This window comes from Sporomusa sp. 246TCP1 (assembly GCF_057319775.1).
The window spans coordinates 342,721-357,710 of record NZ_CM170492.1 but is presented as its reverse complement, the minus strand read 5'-3'; the positions used below and the strand labels follow the sequence as shown (position 1 = coordinate 357,710).

General features: G+C 41.7%; 13 protein-coding genes. 3 read left to right on the top strand and 10 right to left on the bottom strand.

Annotation, left to right across the window (positions count from 1 at the left end; translation table 11 throughout):
- Position 1: 1 nt before the first annotated feature.
- From AC1ECB_RS01695 to AC1ECB_RS01670, 6 genes are all read right to left on the bottom strand, one after another.
- A complete protein-coding gene (locus AC1ECB_RS01695) occupies positions 2 to 1,246 on the bottom strand; it encodes an oxalate oxidoreductase subunit alpha (protein WP_485667178.1) in 1,245 nt (414 codons plus the stop codon).
- A gap of 12 nt (positions 1,247 to 1,258) precedes the next feature.
- Positions 1,259 to 1,549 carry a 4Fe-4S dicluster-binding protein gene (locus tag AC1ECB_RS01690; RefSeq protein ID WP_485667177.1) on the bottom strand — a complete coding sequence of 97 codons (291 nt, stop codon included), beginning with the start codon at positions 1,547 to 1,549 and terminating at the stop codon, positions 1,259 to 1,261.
- Between the two features lie 29 nt (positions 1,550 to 1,578).
- A complete protein-coding gene (locus AC1ECB_RS01685) occupies positions 1,579 to 2,214 on the bottom strand; it encodes an oxalate oxidoreductase subunit delta (RefSeq protein WP_145097454.1) in 636 nt (211 codons plus the stop codon).
- Positions 2,215 to 2,310: 96 nt separating this feature from the next.
- Positions 2,311 to 4,425 carry a CDC48 family AAA ATPase gene (locus AC1ECB_RS01680; RefSeq protein WP_485667176.1) on the bottom strand — a complete coding sequence of 705 codons (2,115 nt, stop codon included), beginning with the start codon at positions 4,423 to 4,425 and terminating at the stop codon, positions 2,311 to 2,313.
- Positions 4,426 to 4,626: 201 nt separating this feature from the next.
- On the bottom strand, positions 4,627 to 5,337 hold the full coding sequence (locus tag AC1ECB_RS01675) for a response regulator (protein WP_485667175.1): 711 nt from the start codon (positions 5,335 to 5,337) through the stop codon (positions 4,627 to 4,629).
- 33 nt (positions 5,338 to 5,370) lie between these two features.
- Entirely contained in the window at positions 5,371 to 7,257 is a 1,887-nt protein-coding gene (locus AC1ECB_RS01670; RefSeq protein ID WP_485667174.1) for an ATP-binding protein, read from the bottom strand.
- Positions 7,258 to 7,588: 331 nt separating this feature from the next.
- Here AC1ECB_RS01670 and thiC point away from each other — a divergent pair, with 331 nt between their 5' ends.
- Entirely contained in the window at positions 7,589 to 8,890 is a 1,302-nt protein-coding gene (gene thiC / locus AC1ECB_RS01665; protein WP_485669254.1) for a phosphomethylpyrimidine synthase ThiC, read from the top strand.
- A gap of 44 nt (positions 8,891 to 8,934) precedes the next feature.
- On the top strand, positions 8,935 to 9,513 hold the full coding sequence (locus tag AC1ECB_RS01660) for a carbonic anhydrase (RefSeq protein ID WP_485667173.1): 579 nt from the start codon (positions 8,935 to 8,937) through the stop codon (positions 9,511 to 9,513).
- A 33-nt stretch (positions 9,514 to 9,546) separates the two neighbouring features.
- Here the strand turns inward: AC1ECB_RS01660 and AC1ECB_RS01655 are convergent, their stop codons facing one another.
- Positions 9,547 to 9,852, bottom strand: coding sequence for a hypothetical protein (locus tag AC1ECB_RS01655; RefSeq protein ID WP_485667172.1), 306 nt, complete (start codon positions 9,850 to 9,852; stop codon positions 9,547 to 9,549).
- Positions 9,853 to 10,132: 280 nt separating this feature from the next.
- On the opposite strand from AC1ECB_RS01655, the gene AC1ECB_RS01650 reads away from it, so the two are divergent.
- Positions 10,133 to 11,189 (top strand): IS630 family transposase gene (locus tag AC1ECB_RS01650; protein ID WP_485665795.1). Its coding sequence is split into 2 segments (ribosomal slippage): positions 10,133 to 10,641 and positions 10,640 to 11,189, totalling 1,059 coding nucleotides; the frame shifts between segments, so codons are not numbered across the junction.
- A 107-nt stretch (positions 11,190 to 11,296) separates the two neighbouring features.
- On the opposite strand, the gene AC1ECB_RS01645 is transcribed toward AC1ECB_RS01650, so the two are convergent.
- The 3 genes from AC1ECB_RS01645 to AC1ECB_RS01635 are packed head-to-tail and all read right to left on the bottom strand — an operon-like array spanning position 11,297 to position 14,941.
- Positions 11,297 to 12,589: a sensor histidine kinase gene (locus AC1ECB_RS01645; protein ID WP_485667171.1), complete on the bottom strand. Its 1,293-nt coding sequence runs from the start codon at positions 12,587 to 12,589 to the stop codon at positions 11,297 to 11,299.
- Complete coding sequence (locus tag AC1ECB_RS01640; protein WP_485667170.1) at positions 12,579 to 13,262, bottom strand: response regulator transcription factor; 684 nt, start codon at positions 13,260 to 13,262, stop codon at positions 12,579 to 12,581. The genes AC1ECB_RS01645 and AC1ECB_RS01640 overlap by 11 nt, the downstream gene beginning before the upstream one ends.
- Positions 13,263 to 13,300: 38 nt before the next feature.
- On the bottom strand, positions 13,301 to 14,941 hold the full coding sequence (locus AC1ECB_RS01635) for an ArnT family glycosyltransferase (RefSeq protein ID WP_485667169.1): 1,641 nt from the start codon (positions 14,939 to 14,941) through the stop codon (positions 13,301 to 13,303).
- Positions 14,942 to 14,990 lie beyond the last annotated feature (49 nt).

Genomic DNA, 14,990 nt, shown 5'->3' with positions numbered 1-14,990 from the left:
ATTATTTACTGGGGGCAGCTTCGGTTTTAGCAGTATTAATTTGGGAAGCACCTTCATGATAATCATTGAAGTTAACCCAAGTACCGCTTTGAATAAGTTTGCCAGCATTTAATGTTTCTTTCATCATTTCAGCCATAGCGAAGAACTCGTCATGGGTAATAATCTCGCCGCCTAAACCGGAAGTAAAGCTTTGAATGATCGGCTTGTTCTTAATTTCAGACATCGCAGCTTTAACTTCGTTCGAGAGAACGCCGCCAGCGCACGGAGCACCGTAAGATGTTCCAGTATCAATAACACCGGCCACCTTGAACTTGGTCAAGATTTGAGCAATGTCCTCATCCGGGAACGGACGGAACCAGCGTATTCTACACATACCGACCTTGTAACCCGCTTCACGGAGATATTTGATGGCACTACGGCAAGTAACCGCGTGCGCACCTTGCAGCACAAATACCATGTCAGCATCGTCTGTCATATACTCTTCAACGAACGGAGCATAGGTCCGGCCAAATACTTGAGCAAATTCTCCTGTTGCCTGCACAATTTTTTCTTTAACTTTTGTCATAACAACATGGCGGTCCCACTCCAGAGGTGGTCCCATTTCCGGCTCGATCTGTGGCCCCATGATAACAGGGTTATTCACATCAAGACGGAACTTCGGGTTGAATTTAGGCAGGTATTTGTCAACTTGTGCTTGATCAGGCATTTCATAATCCTGCGCAATATGGGTAACAAAATAACCATCCATAGCAACGATTTGCGGCAACATGATTTCAGGATCTTCACCAATCCGAAAATATATTAGGCTATTATCTAACGATTCCTGGGCATCTTGTGCCCAGCCATAAATCCAGCCATTATCACGGAGAGTTAAGCAATCCGTGTGCTCAGAACCAAAGTCACCGGGGGGGTCAAGCGTACGATCGCCAACAAGGGCCTGGATTGGGCAACGACTGCCCGCAATTGGTGAATACGTTTCAAAAGCATAGGTAACGCCTACACCGGAAGAACCGGTAGTGGCACGAGCACCAGCCATGGATGCGCCGTGAGCAATACTGAACTGCGCATGTTCGCCCTCACCATGAACCATTTCGCAATTCATAGCACCGTTAGCAATCCGCTTCGCTAATTCAGCCATAACCGCTGTATACGGGCGAATAGGATATGATGCTGAGACATCGATATCGGCAAGCTGCCAAGCATCTGCAACCGCAGTTAACCCTGTACCTTTTTTCTTGATTGGCATCTCATTCACTCCTTATTCATCAAAATCGAGTTCAGGCACGCGACTTACGGCCCCAACCGGACAAACATTACTGCAAATACCACAACCTTTACAATATTTCAAATTAAAACTGATTCCTTCGTCCTTGGAGTAATTAACACAGGCATCTGGGCAAAAAATGTAGCAAGTTTTACACTCGGTACATTGTTCTTTGTCAACTACCGGACGGAGAAACCGCCAATTCCCTGTAATCATACCCTCGTTTTCGGTTTGAGGGGACGGAACAATAGCAGCAAACGGCACTTGCTTATAAACTTTTGCCATGTTTACACCTCCCTTAAAATTACCAACTACTACAGATTAACAACTTGAACTGCGTCCCAACCTTGCTGAACTGCCTTTTTGTTGTCAGCAAGTTTGATTAAGGACTCTAATTTAACGATTCCACTTGCTTTGGCAACAGCAGCAGCCATAGCTGCACCAACACCGGCACCAATCTTGGTATCGTCAATACAACCTTCGGTTCCATCAAAGGTATGGAACACGCCAGCACCCAAGGCATCAGCATCAATAGCGGCAACAGCTTTTACTTTACTCACATTTTCTTTAGGCGAAAGGTACTTAATTAGCTTGTTGACGTCACGTTTTGTATTGATTACAACCACGCAGCCATCTTTACAGCCTTTAAGAATGTCGTTGCCCTTGACCAGTGTTTCTTCAGCCAGCACAACAATATCAGGGCGGTAATTCTCATACTCATAAAAGGTTTCGATAGGTTCCGGACTAAGCCGGGCATAGCTCTTAACAGGAACATTGATCCGGTCAGGCAGATCAACATAGTTATCGAAGGATTGATTGTACTTTCCCTCGAGGCTACCTGCCTTGGCGAGCAGTGTAGCAGTGTCGCGAGCTTCTTTGGCTAGAGTTACACCCCTAGTCCATACAGTTACTTCCTTCATCTTAGCATCAACAGCAACTGCTAGTGTCATTTTCTCTCCCCCTTTTAAATACTTAAGATTGATCAACAGGTGACCATTAGAACACTTACCGTTCTTTAGCCATCACCTCCATTGGCAAAGTTGCCTTTACTTTTTTAGAGATATTTGACGCAGACCATAGCCAAAATCCTCATTTAACACTTTATAGATGTGAGTAACTATACTCTGCGAATCACTAACATAGCGTTTCATAGCTGATAAAGCTGCGTACTTACAGATGGCCTCAATATCAGATCCCACCGCACCCTCGGTAGAAATTGTTAGTTCATCCAGATCAACACCGTCTGCTAAAGGCATTTTTGCGGTATGAATCTTAAATATTTCTAATCGTTCTACTTTGTTAGGTAATGGTAGTTCCACAATATAATCAAACCGTCCTGGCCGCATAAGTGCCGGATCTACCATATCAGGCCGGTTGGTGGCAGCAACAACAATTACATTAGCACTATCCATTAAACTATCTAGTTCCAAAAGTAGTTGACTTACTAAGCGATCTGTTCCATTTCTGTCGGTTAGCACTCGCACAGGCGCTAATGCATCAATTTCATCAAAGAACAAAATGCAGGGAGCGATTTGCTTGGCTCGCTTAAAAATGCGGCGCAGACCCTTTTCGGCTTCACCGAACCAGCGGGAATTAAGTGTAACGGCATCTACCGATATGAAATGAGCTTCACTCGAACCAGCCAGAGCTTTTACTATTAGTGTTTTACCTGTTCCCGGCGGTCCTGTCAGCAAAAATCCTTTCGGCATATTGTGCTGCATCTCTTTAAACAATTCGAGGTGCTGTAGCGGCATTTCAACCATTGCCTGCAAATTTCTCTTTATATCAGCCATTCCCCCGACTTGTTCCCACTTGGTATTAGGCCGTTCTGAGAAAAATTCCCTGGTAGCAGTTGGCTCTACTTCCCGAAATGCAGCATAAAAATCGTTCATGTTAATTGTCAACTTTGCCAGGTCTTCTTCCTTGAGTTCTTCCGAGAAATCAATCTGTGGTAACAGCCGCCGCACAGCATTCATCCCGGCCTCCTTGCAGAGGATGGCAATATCTGCGCCAACAAAACCATGTGTCATTTGGGCAAGTTTTTCTAGGTTTACCGAAGAATCAATTGTCATTAAGCGAGTATGTATTTTTAATATTTTTAATCTTCCGAATTTATCAGGTGGATTAATGGAAAGCTCGCGGTCAAACCTTCCTGGACGGCGCAGCGCCGGATCGACCATGTCGGGTACATTAGTAGCACCAATAACAATGACTTGCCCCCGATTCCTCAGACCATCCATCAAAGCTAATAGCTGAGCAACAACACGTTTCTCAACATCCCCAATTACATCTGTTCGTTTGGGAGCAATGGCATCAATCTCATCAATAAAGATAATGGCCGGTGCCCGTCTTTGCGCTGTCTCAAATATTTCTCTAAGCCGGGCCTCGCTTTCCCCATAGAACTTATTGATGATTTCCGGACCATTCACGTGCAGGAATGCCGCATTGGTTTCACTGGATACAGCTCTAGCCATTAGGGTTTTACCTGTACCCGGTGGACCATAGAGTAATACTCCTTTAGGCGCTTCAACCCCTAACTGCCGAAAAACTCCGGGGTACTTAAGTGGCAGCTCAACCATTTCGCGAACACGCTGGAGTTCTTTATCAAGACCACCGACATCTTCATAGGAAGCCCGAAAACTCCGGTCTTCTGATGCATCCGCTTTAGTCACTTTTAGTTTTGTAGCCGCATTAACTACTACGGCACCCTGCGGTGCTGTACCGATAACAGTGAAGTACTGGCTTCTAACTCCAGCCAGATTAACCTTAACCCTGTCACCAGTAATCATTGGAAGTCCACTCAAGACTCGTTCTAGATGCTTACTATCTTGAGCATCACTAAAATCTATTGTTACATCTAAGGGACTCAAAACTAACGTTTGTGCTGGTTGACGCGCAATTTTTTTTACCGTTACCCGTTCGTCTATTCCGACGCCGGCATTTTCTCTGATTATAGATTCTATTTGCACTATATTTTGATTTTTGAATTGACTAAAACAGGGAACAACTTTGGCAACTGTCGTTTTTCTCCCTTGAATCTCGAGAATATCACCCATAATGACTTCCATTTTTTCCATGTCGGCGTTATCAATCCGGATATATCCTTGACCAACATCTTCCGGCATAGCATCGGCGACTCTAAAGGATACGGCTTTTTCCATAATAGATTATCCTCCTTTAGAAGGTGGTCTTCCTTGGAACATCTTACAGTTGTAATTATAAGATACACGCTCCAGCTTGGCTACCATATGGTAAATAAGGATAATTTTGTTAATATAATTCATGAAATTATCCTTAAAATGGATAAAAAAATAGATAGTAACCTACTCGCAAGCGAGTTGTTTACTATCCATTGGCAAAAATTATAAGAAAAATAGATCATCCTTAGTGTATTTATGCAATGGTCTTCCCACTGGTCCGTACGAGAGGATGCCTTTCAGCCAACCGTTATCAGTTAAATAGTTTAAGTAGCGCCTAACAGTAACCCTTGATATTCCAACCAATTTTGCTATTTCACTTGTAGTAAAATAATCAGACTGTTTATTTATAGTCATAAGAATAGCTTTCAGGGTCGCTTTGTCTAATCCCTTGGGAATATTTTCTGTTAATTCATTTAGGCTATTAGGCATGCTTTCCCCTGGAGTTGCTCCTTTCAAACAGTCAATATCTTTTTGGCATAGCTTTTGTGTTTTGCTTAATCGATCAATATACTGCAGATAACTCTTTAGTGCTTTTTTGAAACGTTGAAGTGTAAATGGTTTTATAATATAATCCACTACTCCGCACTGCATTCCCTGTTGAATTGTTTCTGAATAATGGGCTGCCGTAACTAAGATAACATCAATGTTAATTCCCTCAGCTCTTACTCTCCGTAACAGCTCAATCCCGCTTTCCCCCGGCATATAAACATCTAGAATGACCAACCGTGGTTTAATATTAACTATCATATTATAACCATCTGCCGCATTAACCGCTTGTCCTACTAAGCGGAAACCCTTAACTTGACTGATATATTGCCGGTGAAGTTCCATGACCATCGGATCGTCCTCAACAATAACAATATCAACTCCCATTCCGGTTCCCTCCTCTTTTCTATGTATCCAGGTTTACCGTATTGGTATTTTTATACAAAAGGTACTACCCTCGTTTTCACATGAGTGAACAGAAATTGTGCCGCCGCAGATTCTTACCTCTTGCATGACTAAAGCTAACCCAACTCCCCTACTACCTTGCTTAGTGGAAAAACCGCGGTGATAAATCTTCTTCCGGTAGGGTTCAGGTATGCCTTTACCTAAATCACTGACTTTGATATTCAGGTATTTCCTGCCTTCAAAGATATATACAGTAATAATTCGTCGTTCAGCAGGCAAACTAGCAACGGCATCCATGGCATTAGTTATTAGATTACCAAGCACTGTAACCATAGACAAACTACTAAAACTGACAGGAAGCGCGAGGAGTTTACTTCGGGAATGGAGTCGCAAAGAAATCCCCTGTTCACTGGATTCGCTTATTTTTCCAATAATTAATCCTGCCGTCGCCTGATCTTTAATCCGCCTAACAATAGAGCTAACCAGATCCTGCTGTGTTTTATACATCAATGTTATTAGTTCAACGACTTTATCATACTGTTTCATCTGAATCAACCCGGATATAGCGTGCAATTTATTGGTAAATTCATGGGATTGTGCTCGCATGGATTCCAGGAGGCTTTTCAAGCCTACCAATTCTGCTGCCAGGATTTTAACGTCCTGTTTATCCCGAAAGGTAGCAATAGCCCCAATGACAGCGTCATTGACTATCAGGGGTACCCTATTAGTAATAATACATTTATCCCCCACTTCCTGCTCCTGATCGTATTCAGCCTGAGTGGTTTTTAACACAATGGGCAAACGGGAGTTGGGTATAACCTCCCAAATATGTTTACCAATAATATTATCCTGGCGGCCCAAGAGACGTTGCCCTTCACTATTCACCAAATCAATATAGCCGTCCGTATTAATAGCAATTACGCCTTCACGCATACAATGCATAATGGCCCGTTTTTGCTCCAGAACAACAGTTACCTGATGTATTCGCTGCTTAAGTTTTAAATCGGCATCACCATATAATTGAGCGTTGTGGACTGCGATGGCTGCATGGTTAGCAAAAGTCTCGAGCAGCTTTTGATCAATGGGTGACATCTGCTGCATAGAACGAAAGCCGATAATCAATACTCCAATATCAAGTTCGTGCAAATAAAGCTTTATAAGCTTTACCTTAGATAAACTTTCTTTTTTAAAAACCGCCCTCATCTGCTCAGATATTAAGTCTTTATATTCTATGTCCATCAGGCTTGTTGTACAGACTAACATCTCCGAAATAGCGGCAGCTGAGTGAATATCCTGCCAGCCAGTTGTAATCGACTCGTGCAAATTACTAGTCTCATCCAGCAGCAAAATACTGCCACAATCTGCATGAAATAAACGCAAGGCGCTTATCACTATAAAATTCAATACTTCATATAGGTCAAGAGAAGAAGTAAGATAGACAGCTATTTCGTTAATGGTTCTTAACTGCTCGAACTGTTTGTAGACTGTTTCTTCGTACAATGTGAAAAAGTACTCTGATACATATACCCTTGCCCGATCTAATAGCGCATCAATCTCCCGCCTGTAGCGGTTAAGGCTGACCAAATCATCTTTTAGAAATTGAGACATAGCATCCTTGAGCGATTTTTCGTATAAATCAAAAAGCAGCATGATGTCTGCCAACTTAACACCCTGTTCGAGCCGAAGCTTGCATACCCAGCTGATATAAACTTTTAATGGCATAATGTTTTCATCTTTTACTGACTCTATAACGGCTTCAGTAAGTTGAATAATTTCTTTTGCCAGATCGCCTCTTGGCATTTCAATATAGCAAACTGGTGCCCCTTCGATCTCCAATTCACAAATTGTGCCTGTATTTGTTTCCTGTTGGATAGCTTCAATTATTGATGCTAGGTAATTCATCTAACCACCTTGCTTCATTTTTTTTTATTACTTTATTTTTTTTTGTTATCGTTTGGTTGACTAAACAGCATCTCAATACTTATTATATAACTGAAATACATTATTTGCCATTCAATTTTCAGATTTGTCGAAATTTCAGAATTAAAAAACATGTCCAACCGCTTATTAGTTATAGCTAGGGGTGCCCAACGGCTGAGAGGATAAACTCCAACCCTCGAACCTGATGTGGTTAATACCACCGTAGAAAAGCATTCATCCCAATTACATTGGAGCTTGCCTACCCTCCACCTCTGCCTATGACTAAAATATAATTATGAGGAAGGGGAAACTAATCATGTATACCACACAAATGGATGCTGCTAAACAAGGCATCATCACTGAACAAATGCATATCGTCGCGTGGGAGGAAAGTCTTAGTCCCGAACTACTTCGCTGGTTAGTGGCAAACGGCAAGGTTGTTATCCCGGCTAACCGCCATCATACCAGCCTTATCCCTAAAGGGGTCGGTGAAAAACTTCGGACCAAAATTAATGTCAATTTGGGTGTTTCAAAAGACCACTATGATCCAGAGCTTGAATTAGCAAAAGTCAAAAAGGCGATTGAACTAAAAGCCGAAGCCATTATGGATTTAAGCTGCTATGGTAAAACCCGGGAGTTTCGGCGTAAATTAATTGAAATGTCCCCTGTGATGATTGGCACTGTGCCAATGTATGACGCTGTTGGCATGCTTGATAAGGATTTAAAAGATATCACTGTTGATGAATTTTTTTCAGTTGTGGAACGACATGCCGAAGATGGTGTGGATTTTATGACCATTCACTGTGGTATGAACTTGCAAACAGCCGAACGAGTGAAAAAAAATAAGCGGCTCACCAACATCGTTTCCCGTGGTGGTTCGCTGCTCTTTGCCTGGATGGAATTGAATAAACAAGAAAATCCATTTTATGAATACTATGACAGACTGCTCAATATTTGCGAAAAGTATGATGTGACCATCAGCTTGGGAGACGCCTGCCGCCCCGGTTCCATCAATGACTCTACCGACCCAGCACAAATCGAAGAACTCATTACCATGGGCGAGTTGACTAAACGCGCCTGGGCAAGAAATGTGCAGGTTATGATCGAAGGTCCTGGTCATGTGGCTATTAATGAAATAGCTGCCAACATGTTGCTAGAAAAAAGACTGTGCCATGGCGCACCGTTTTATGTGCTTGGCCCACTCGTTACCGATGTCGCGCCTGGTTATGATCATATTACCAGTGCAATTGGCGGTGCTATTGCGGCAGCTAATGGTGCTGATTTTCTCTGTTATGTAACACCGGCCGAACACCTTCGTCTTCCCAATTTGGATGATATGAAAGAGGGAATTATTGCTTCCCGAATTGCTGCCCATGCAGCTGATATTGCCAAAGGAATTCCGGGGGCACGAGAATGGGATAATCAAATGAGTGCCGCCCGTGCTGATGTAGATTTCCCACGAATGATTGAACTAGCTATCGATCCTGAAAAAACAAAAGCCTATCGGGAAGAATCAAATCCGGAATGTGAAGATACCTGTACGATGTGCGGCAAAATGTGTCCGATGAAAAACATGAAAAAGATTCTTAATGGTGAAGACTTGAGCATTATATAGGACTCGTTAACTAGTACATACAGATATACGGGAGGCGATGATTTATGGATGCTTATCAAGCATTAGAAAAGCTCCTCGCAGGAAATAGGCGCTATGTAACTGAAAAATATGCCAAAACAGACATCGGAATCAAAAAACGTGCTGAACTTACCAAAGGTCAGGAACCTTTTGCCATAATCCTTGGCTGCTCAGATTCCAGAATTCCCCCTGAAATTGTGTTTGACCAAGGTCTGGGCCAGTTATTTGTTGTACGAACAGCAGGGCAAGTAGTGGATGATATTGTGCTTGGAAGTATTGAATATGCGGTTGAGCATCTTGAGGTTAGGTTAATTTTAGTATTGGGTCATGAAGATTGTGGTGCCGTTAAAGCAGCACTTAATTGTGCGCCAGCTCACTCTCATATTGATTCACTTGTCCACTCAATTGCTCCTGCCATTGAAATTGCCAAAAACCGTACTGGCGAAATGCTATCAAATGCAATTAAGGCTCATATTGATTTTACTATTCAAAAACTCCAAGCAACAAGCCCTATTATAAAAAAGGCGATCAGAAGCAAAGGTCTTCAAATCATAGGTGCTATTCACAATATACATAACGGCAATGTAATCTTGGATTATACTTAAAATTCATACACATTGTTTCTAAATTCTTCACATTTACTCCAGGGCAAAATGATCGTTGTCATCAATATGAATCCAGTGATAACATACCGCATACTCTGCCAAGGATTCATCCGCAACGGCCCGCTTTGGAGCATTTAGTTTAGCCTGAGCATCTTCAAGAGTAGTAATATTGCCACGCAAGGCAAAAACTCCGTATGACATTTCATCCATAAATATATGAAATAGGGTTCTCCCGTATTCGCTTCCTTGGCCCTGCCCCTCATAAATTATACTTGCTAAAGAACCTGTTGGAGCTTTTACCGATTCTACAACTATCATTCCCTTTTCTAATTTTGTCATTGCCTGCATCCCCCTTTGCCTTCTTTACCATTATTATACAATATTGATTAGGCATCCTGCTATTTTAGTAAATAAAGTAAACCGAAAATATTTTTAAAAAAGGAACTACCTGAAAGTAGTCCCTAAATCGTACGCTATATAGAGATATATATGACGCATTAAAGAGTAAAAAAATATCAAAAAGAAGCAACTATTGATAATTATTATTTGTTAAGAAAATGGTTTTTGGATTTTATGGCGAAATCCTTTGTCAATTAATTCATGACGAAGGGGTAGACACATGCGAGACATCCGCCAATTACCATCAGAAGTAATCCATCGAAGAGTCAAACGCCTCAAAAGAAAAATGAAGTCATGTAAGAATTCGCGGATGCAGGAACGTTATCAAACGATTTACCTGTATTTGCAAGGGTATTCAAAAGAAACAATTTCTCAAATAACTGGGCGGGCTCTTAGCACAGTCTATCGATATATTAATCTTTATGTTAATTGCGGATTAAAAGGCTTACGAATGAACCATTCGCCAGGCCGGCCAACCTTTTTAAGCGAAGAGCAATGCCAACAAGTGTATGATATGGTTGCACATCACGTTCCAAAAGACGCTGGATTTTCGGTAGAAATGAACTGGACAGCTCCCTTACTGCAGCAATGGATTGAGAAAACTTTTGGTGTAACTTACAGTATACGCGGTACGTTAAATTTGTTGCATAGCCTTGGATTTAGCTGTACCCGGCCCACATACACTCTGGCTAATGCAAATCCTCAAAAACAAGAAGAGTTTAAAAAAACTTTATGAACTGAAAGATTCGCTTTTGCATGGTACAATCGACCGTCTGCTGTTTCAAGATGAGTGCATGATTAGGGACTATCAAGCCATTTTTCGGACTTGGTTTCCTAAAGGAAAGCAAAGAATAGTTCCAACCTACGGAAAACACAGTGGTGTAAAGCTAATCGGCGTATTAGATTATGAAACCGGAGAAGTAGTATGTAGTCACTCTACCAGTTATGATGCACAGCAATTTCTCGCATTTTTGCAATTGGTGCTTGAGAAATATCCTGGTCAAAAAATCGTGATGATTTTGGACAATGCCCGCATTCATCATGCCAAACTGCTTCAACCTTTTTTGCAACAAAACAAAGAAGTACTTGAGTTAGTTTTTTTACCCCCATATAGCCCACAACTAAATCCAATTGAAAAAGTATGGGGTTGGCTCAAACGCACCTGCATCTACAATGTTTTTTTCAAATCAGTTGAGGAAATTGCTAATGCTGTATTTGCTTTTATTAATGATATTAATCGTAATCCGCTTAAGACCGTCGACCGCATTTGTGTTTAATTTTTCATTGTTTAATGCGTTGTATATAGATATAAAAAATAATTGGAGGCGACACCCAGATTCGAACTAGGGGATAAAGGTTTTGTTATAATTGTACCAGAACTCACTTAGCTAGGTAATGTTACAATAAAAGTACTGCCAACGCCAATGGCACTTTCCACTCTAATTGTCCCGCCATGAGCTTCTACTATCCATTTGGCAATAGATAACCCGAGGCCTGTACCACCAGCTTCCCTGGATCTTACTTTATCTATTCGGTAAAATCGTTCAAAAATAAGTTTTTTCTCTTGGGGGAGAATGCCTATCCCATTATCTTGCACAATAATATTGATAGTCCCCTTCGAACCAGTCAGTTGTTTGACAGTGAGGATTACTTTCCCTTCATGCTGCACATACTTCAAGGCATTGTCAATTAAAATCACCAACAACTGGCTAATTCTTTCTCTATCTGCTTGAATAGAAAGATTGCTTGTCCCGGCAAACTCAAGCTTAATCCCCTTTTCAGTTGCTAGCGGTTGAAAGGAACGGATGATCTTCTCGGCAATCATATTGATATCAAATTTTTCTTTGATGATAGCAGTTGCGCCGGCATCAGCTCTGGCAAGAGTCAATAAATCGGAGACAATTTTAGTCATTCTCTTGATTTCACCTTTCATATCATCAAGCACCTGCACAGAAAATGGCGAAAATCTATTTTCGTCATCTGTTCGAATTGCCTCAACAGAAGTCAACAGAACACTAAGAGGAGTACGAAGTTCATGAGACGCATCAGCAACGAACTCGCGTTGCCTGGCAAAAGAGTTTTTAATCGGGACAATTGCCCGTCCTGCCAGTAGATGTCCAACAAAAGCGGCAATAATAAGAAATAATAAGCATCCCAGGCTAAGAACTAACAATAGCCTTTTTAACATCACGTAGTAGGACGTAATATCTTTACCCACGAAAACCGTACCGAGCGCCTGCTCTCCTTCATAAACTTTCATACGGCATAGCATGAAGTAATTTTTTCTGTCACCCGAAAGATGCAGTTTGGTTAATATTGCTTCCCCGTCAGCACCTTGCCAATTATGGATGTTTTCCAGAACAAGAGCACGTACTTCGCGAGCTGGTTCACTTGAGGAAACCTGCTGCCCATTTACATCAAATGCATAATGGAAGAGTTTCCCATCGTTTTGCTCATCGTCTTCCCCTAATGACGAATTTCCCGACAATTGTATTTGTCGAAGCAAAGTAATGTGTTCGCGAGCTTCTTCTTTGGCGAACGCCTCGATATCTTGTTGTTCTTCCCGGTACAGTACCCAAACCAGCCCTGTATAGCTTGACACTACGAATGATATTAGAAAACACACCATAACCGCAGAATAGACCATCGTCAAATGGTTGCGAATTTTAGCAAACATGATGAGCCTCTAACTTAAATCCTATCCCTCTGACATTTTGAATTACTACATCGCCCTCAGGCAAGTTAATTTTTCTCCGCAACAAACGCACATGAGCATCAAGGTTATTCGTTGATACGTCGGCATCTAACCCCCAAACCCGATCTAGTATGACTTCCCGTGGTACCACCTGTCCTTTATTTTGTACAAGCAAATCTAACAGTTGAAATTCACGGCTGGTAAGCTGTACCTCGGTTTCGTCAATACGAACACTGCGAGTCGAGCGATCTAAAATAAGATCGCCTATTTGCACGATATCTTCTTTCAGCTTAGCGCTGCTCCGGCGCGATAAAGCCCGGAGTCTGGCAAGCAATTCTACAAACTCAAACGGTTTTACAAGGTAGTCGTCGGCTCCTGTATCCAGCCCTAACACCCGGTCAGTAATATCGTCTTTTGCTGTAAGCATCAAAATAGCGCCTTGATAACCATCTTTACGCAGCTGAGCACACACATCGATGCCCGTCTGTCCTGGCATCATCCAGTCTAACACAATTACATCATAATAAGAGCATGTTGCGTACTCAAATGCGGTATCCCCCCGTGTTACCCAATCAACCGCTACCTCAGCCTTTTCTAACATGCGTTTAATTAAATTACCAAGTTTAGTATCATCTTCAGCTAATAATATACGCATCTGTATCCCCCTCCACCTCAAGCCCAGAGCAACAATCGTCAGTCTCCAAAATGATAATAGCTAAATCTGTCAGTAGTCTTCAATAATTGAGGATTGCTATTTTTTATCTCTTCCAAAAACTGCTTTCGTTTCTGTTCAGGTACTATAATCACTATACTATTTTTTTTAGAATTCGTCACGAAGTTGACTAATGATTCAGTAGGCATCGTGTACTTGCTTGACCAACTTAATTCGGTCTGTGGTGATACCACTGGTTCTGAGGAGGTAAGTTTCACTGCCGTTTTACCACTGTAATAAACTGCCGAAGTACTATAAAACTCGTAAAGGCCTAGGTGAGAATCACTATAATTTAGCAAGTCTTGCGCAAGCTCTTTTTCAGATCTGGTATCAGCCATGGCAGGAAGAATAAAAAGTGATAGCATCATATACACTGCAACTTGATAAATACAAAGTAACTCCAAAATATATTTTGGACGTTGTTCTTTTATTTTCCGCCAAACAAATACCATGATCAGCATCAGACTGGCGACAACAATCCACAGGTTTTCAAGATAACTCTGAACGGCAACAATATAGGCTAGCGTCGAAACTATCATGGGAATGGCTACCCAATAGATAATTGTGTTTTTCTTATTCTGAACCAAGAGCTGCTCCAGATAATTCCCCGTTAGCATCGCCAACGGAAAAAGCGTAGGAAACGTATAGGTAAGATATTTTGTAGCCATAAGTGAGTAAAAAATGAAATATACTCCCGTCCAGATGAAACTAAATAACCATAGCGGTGATTTTCGCAGCGATTGGTCTTTCCAGGTAGCAACCATTGCCTTTAGCGCCAGCGGCGCCCAAGGCAGCATACTGAGCAAAAATATCACAAGATAGTAATAGATTACATTGTCTTTTGGATGCTCTGAAACTGTCGCGCGCAGATAATTATGCACTCCCAAAAAGGTATCAATAAACTCGGAGCCATGAACATAATACATGGCGCTATACCAGGGAAATGCAATCACCGCAAACAATACTAAGCCTGTCGGGATTGACATTTTTCTAAGTTCTGCCCAATTACGCTGTACAGCGATAAAAATTGCCATCACAAAACCAGGAAGCAGCAACCCAACAGGCCCCTTAGTTAAAACGGCCAAAGCCATACTTGCATACATAAGCAAATACCACCGTTTACTTTCCTCCACCTTGGTATACCCAAGGTAAAAAAATACAAGTGCTGCACTATTAAATACAAACAGCACCATATCAGTAATGACAAATTTTGCAAGAAGAACATACTCTAATGACGTTCCCATAACGAGAGCCGATAATAATGCTACTGCTTGACTTGATGTCTTGTTCAAAAACCAATAGATCAATACCACCCCTAATCCGGCAAACAAAGCCGGAGCTAGACGTGCCGCCAGGTCGGAAACTCCAAACCATTTAAAGGCCAAAGCGGTAAGCCAATAAAAAAATATAGGTTTATCAAACCATACGTGGCCATATATTTGGGGCGAAAGCCAATCTCCACTTTTCACCATTTCTTTGGCGGTAAGCACATAATTAGATTCTACAGGATCTGTAATCGGCACAAGATGGCTAAACAACAGATAGGAAACAAACGAAACTAAGAATAATCCTAAGCAAATCTGCCTAGAGCGAACGGCTGCGATAGATAGTGAAACGGCCACCAAAATTCCTCCTTAAAAAGTTAAATTGTTACCTTTAGATTTTATCTTC

What these genes read in the sequence shown, in the direction of transcription:
- AC1ECB_RS01695 (WP_485667178.1), bottom strand. Translation starts at nt 1,246, where the DNA reads ATGCCAATCAAGAAAAAAGGTACAGGGTTAACTGCGGTTGCAGATGCT.
- AC1ECB_RS01690 (WP_485667177.1), bottom strand. Translation starts at nt 1,549, where the DNA reads ATGGCAAAAGTTTATAAGCAAGTGCCGTTTGCTGCTATTGTTCCGTCC.
- AC1ECB_RS01685 (WP_145097454.1), bottom strand. Translation starts at nt 2,214, where the DNA reads ATGACACTAGCAGTTGCTGTTGATGCTAAGATGAAGGAAGTAACTGTA.
- AC1ECB_RS01680 (WP_485667176.1), bottom strand. Translation starts at nt 4,425, where the DNA reads ATGGAAAAAGCCGTATCCTTTAGAGTCGCCGATGCTATGCCGGAAGAT.
- AC1ECB_RS01675 (WP_485667175.1), bottom strand. Translation starts at nt 5,337, where the DNA reads ATGGGAGTTGATATTGTTATTGTTGAGGACGATCCGATGGTCATGGAA.
- AC1ECB_RS01670 (WP_485667174.1), bottom strand. Translation starts at nt 7,257, where the DNA reads ATGAATTACCTAGCATCAATAATTGAAGCTATCCAACAGGAAACAAAT.
- AC1ECB_RS01660 (WP_485667173.1), top strand. Translation starts at nt 8,935, where the DNA reads ATGGATGCTTATCAAGCATTAGAAAAGCTCCTCGCAGGAAATAGGCGC.
- AC1ECB_RS01655 (WP_485667172.1), bottom strand. Translation starts at nt 9,852, where the DNA reads ATGACAAAATTAGAAAAGGGAATGATAGTTGTAGAATCGGTAAAAGCT.
- AC1ECB_RS01645 (WP_485667171.1), bottom strand. Translation starts at nt 12,589, where the DNA reads ATGTTTGCTAAAATTCGCAACCATTTGACGATGGTCTATTCTGCGGTT.
- AC1ECB_RS01640 (WP_485667170.1), bottom strand. Translation starts at nt 13,262, where the DNA reads ATGCGTATATTATTAGCTGAAGATGATACTAAACTTGGTAATTTAATT.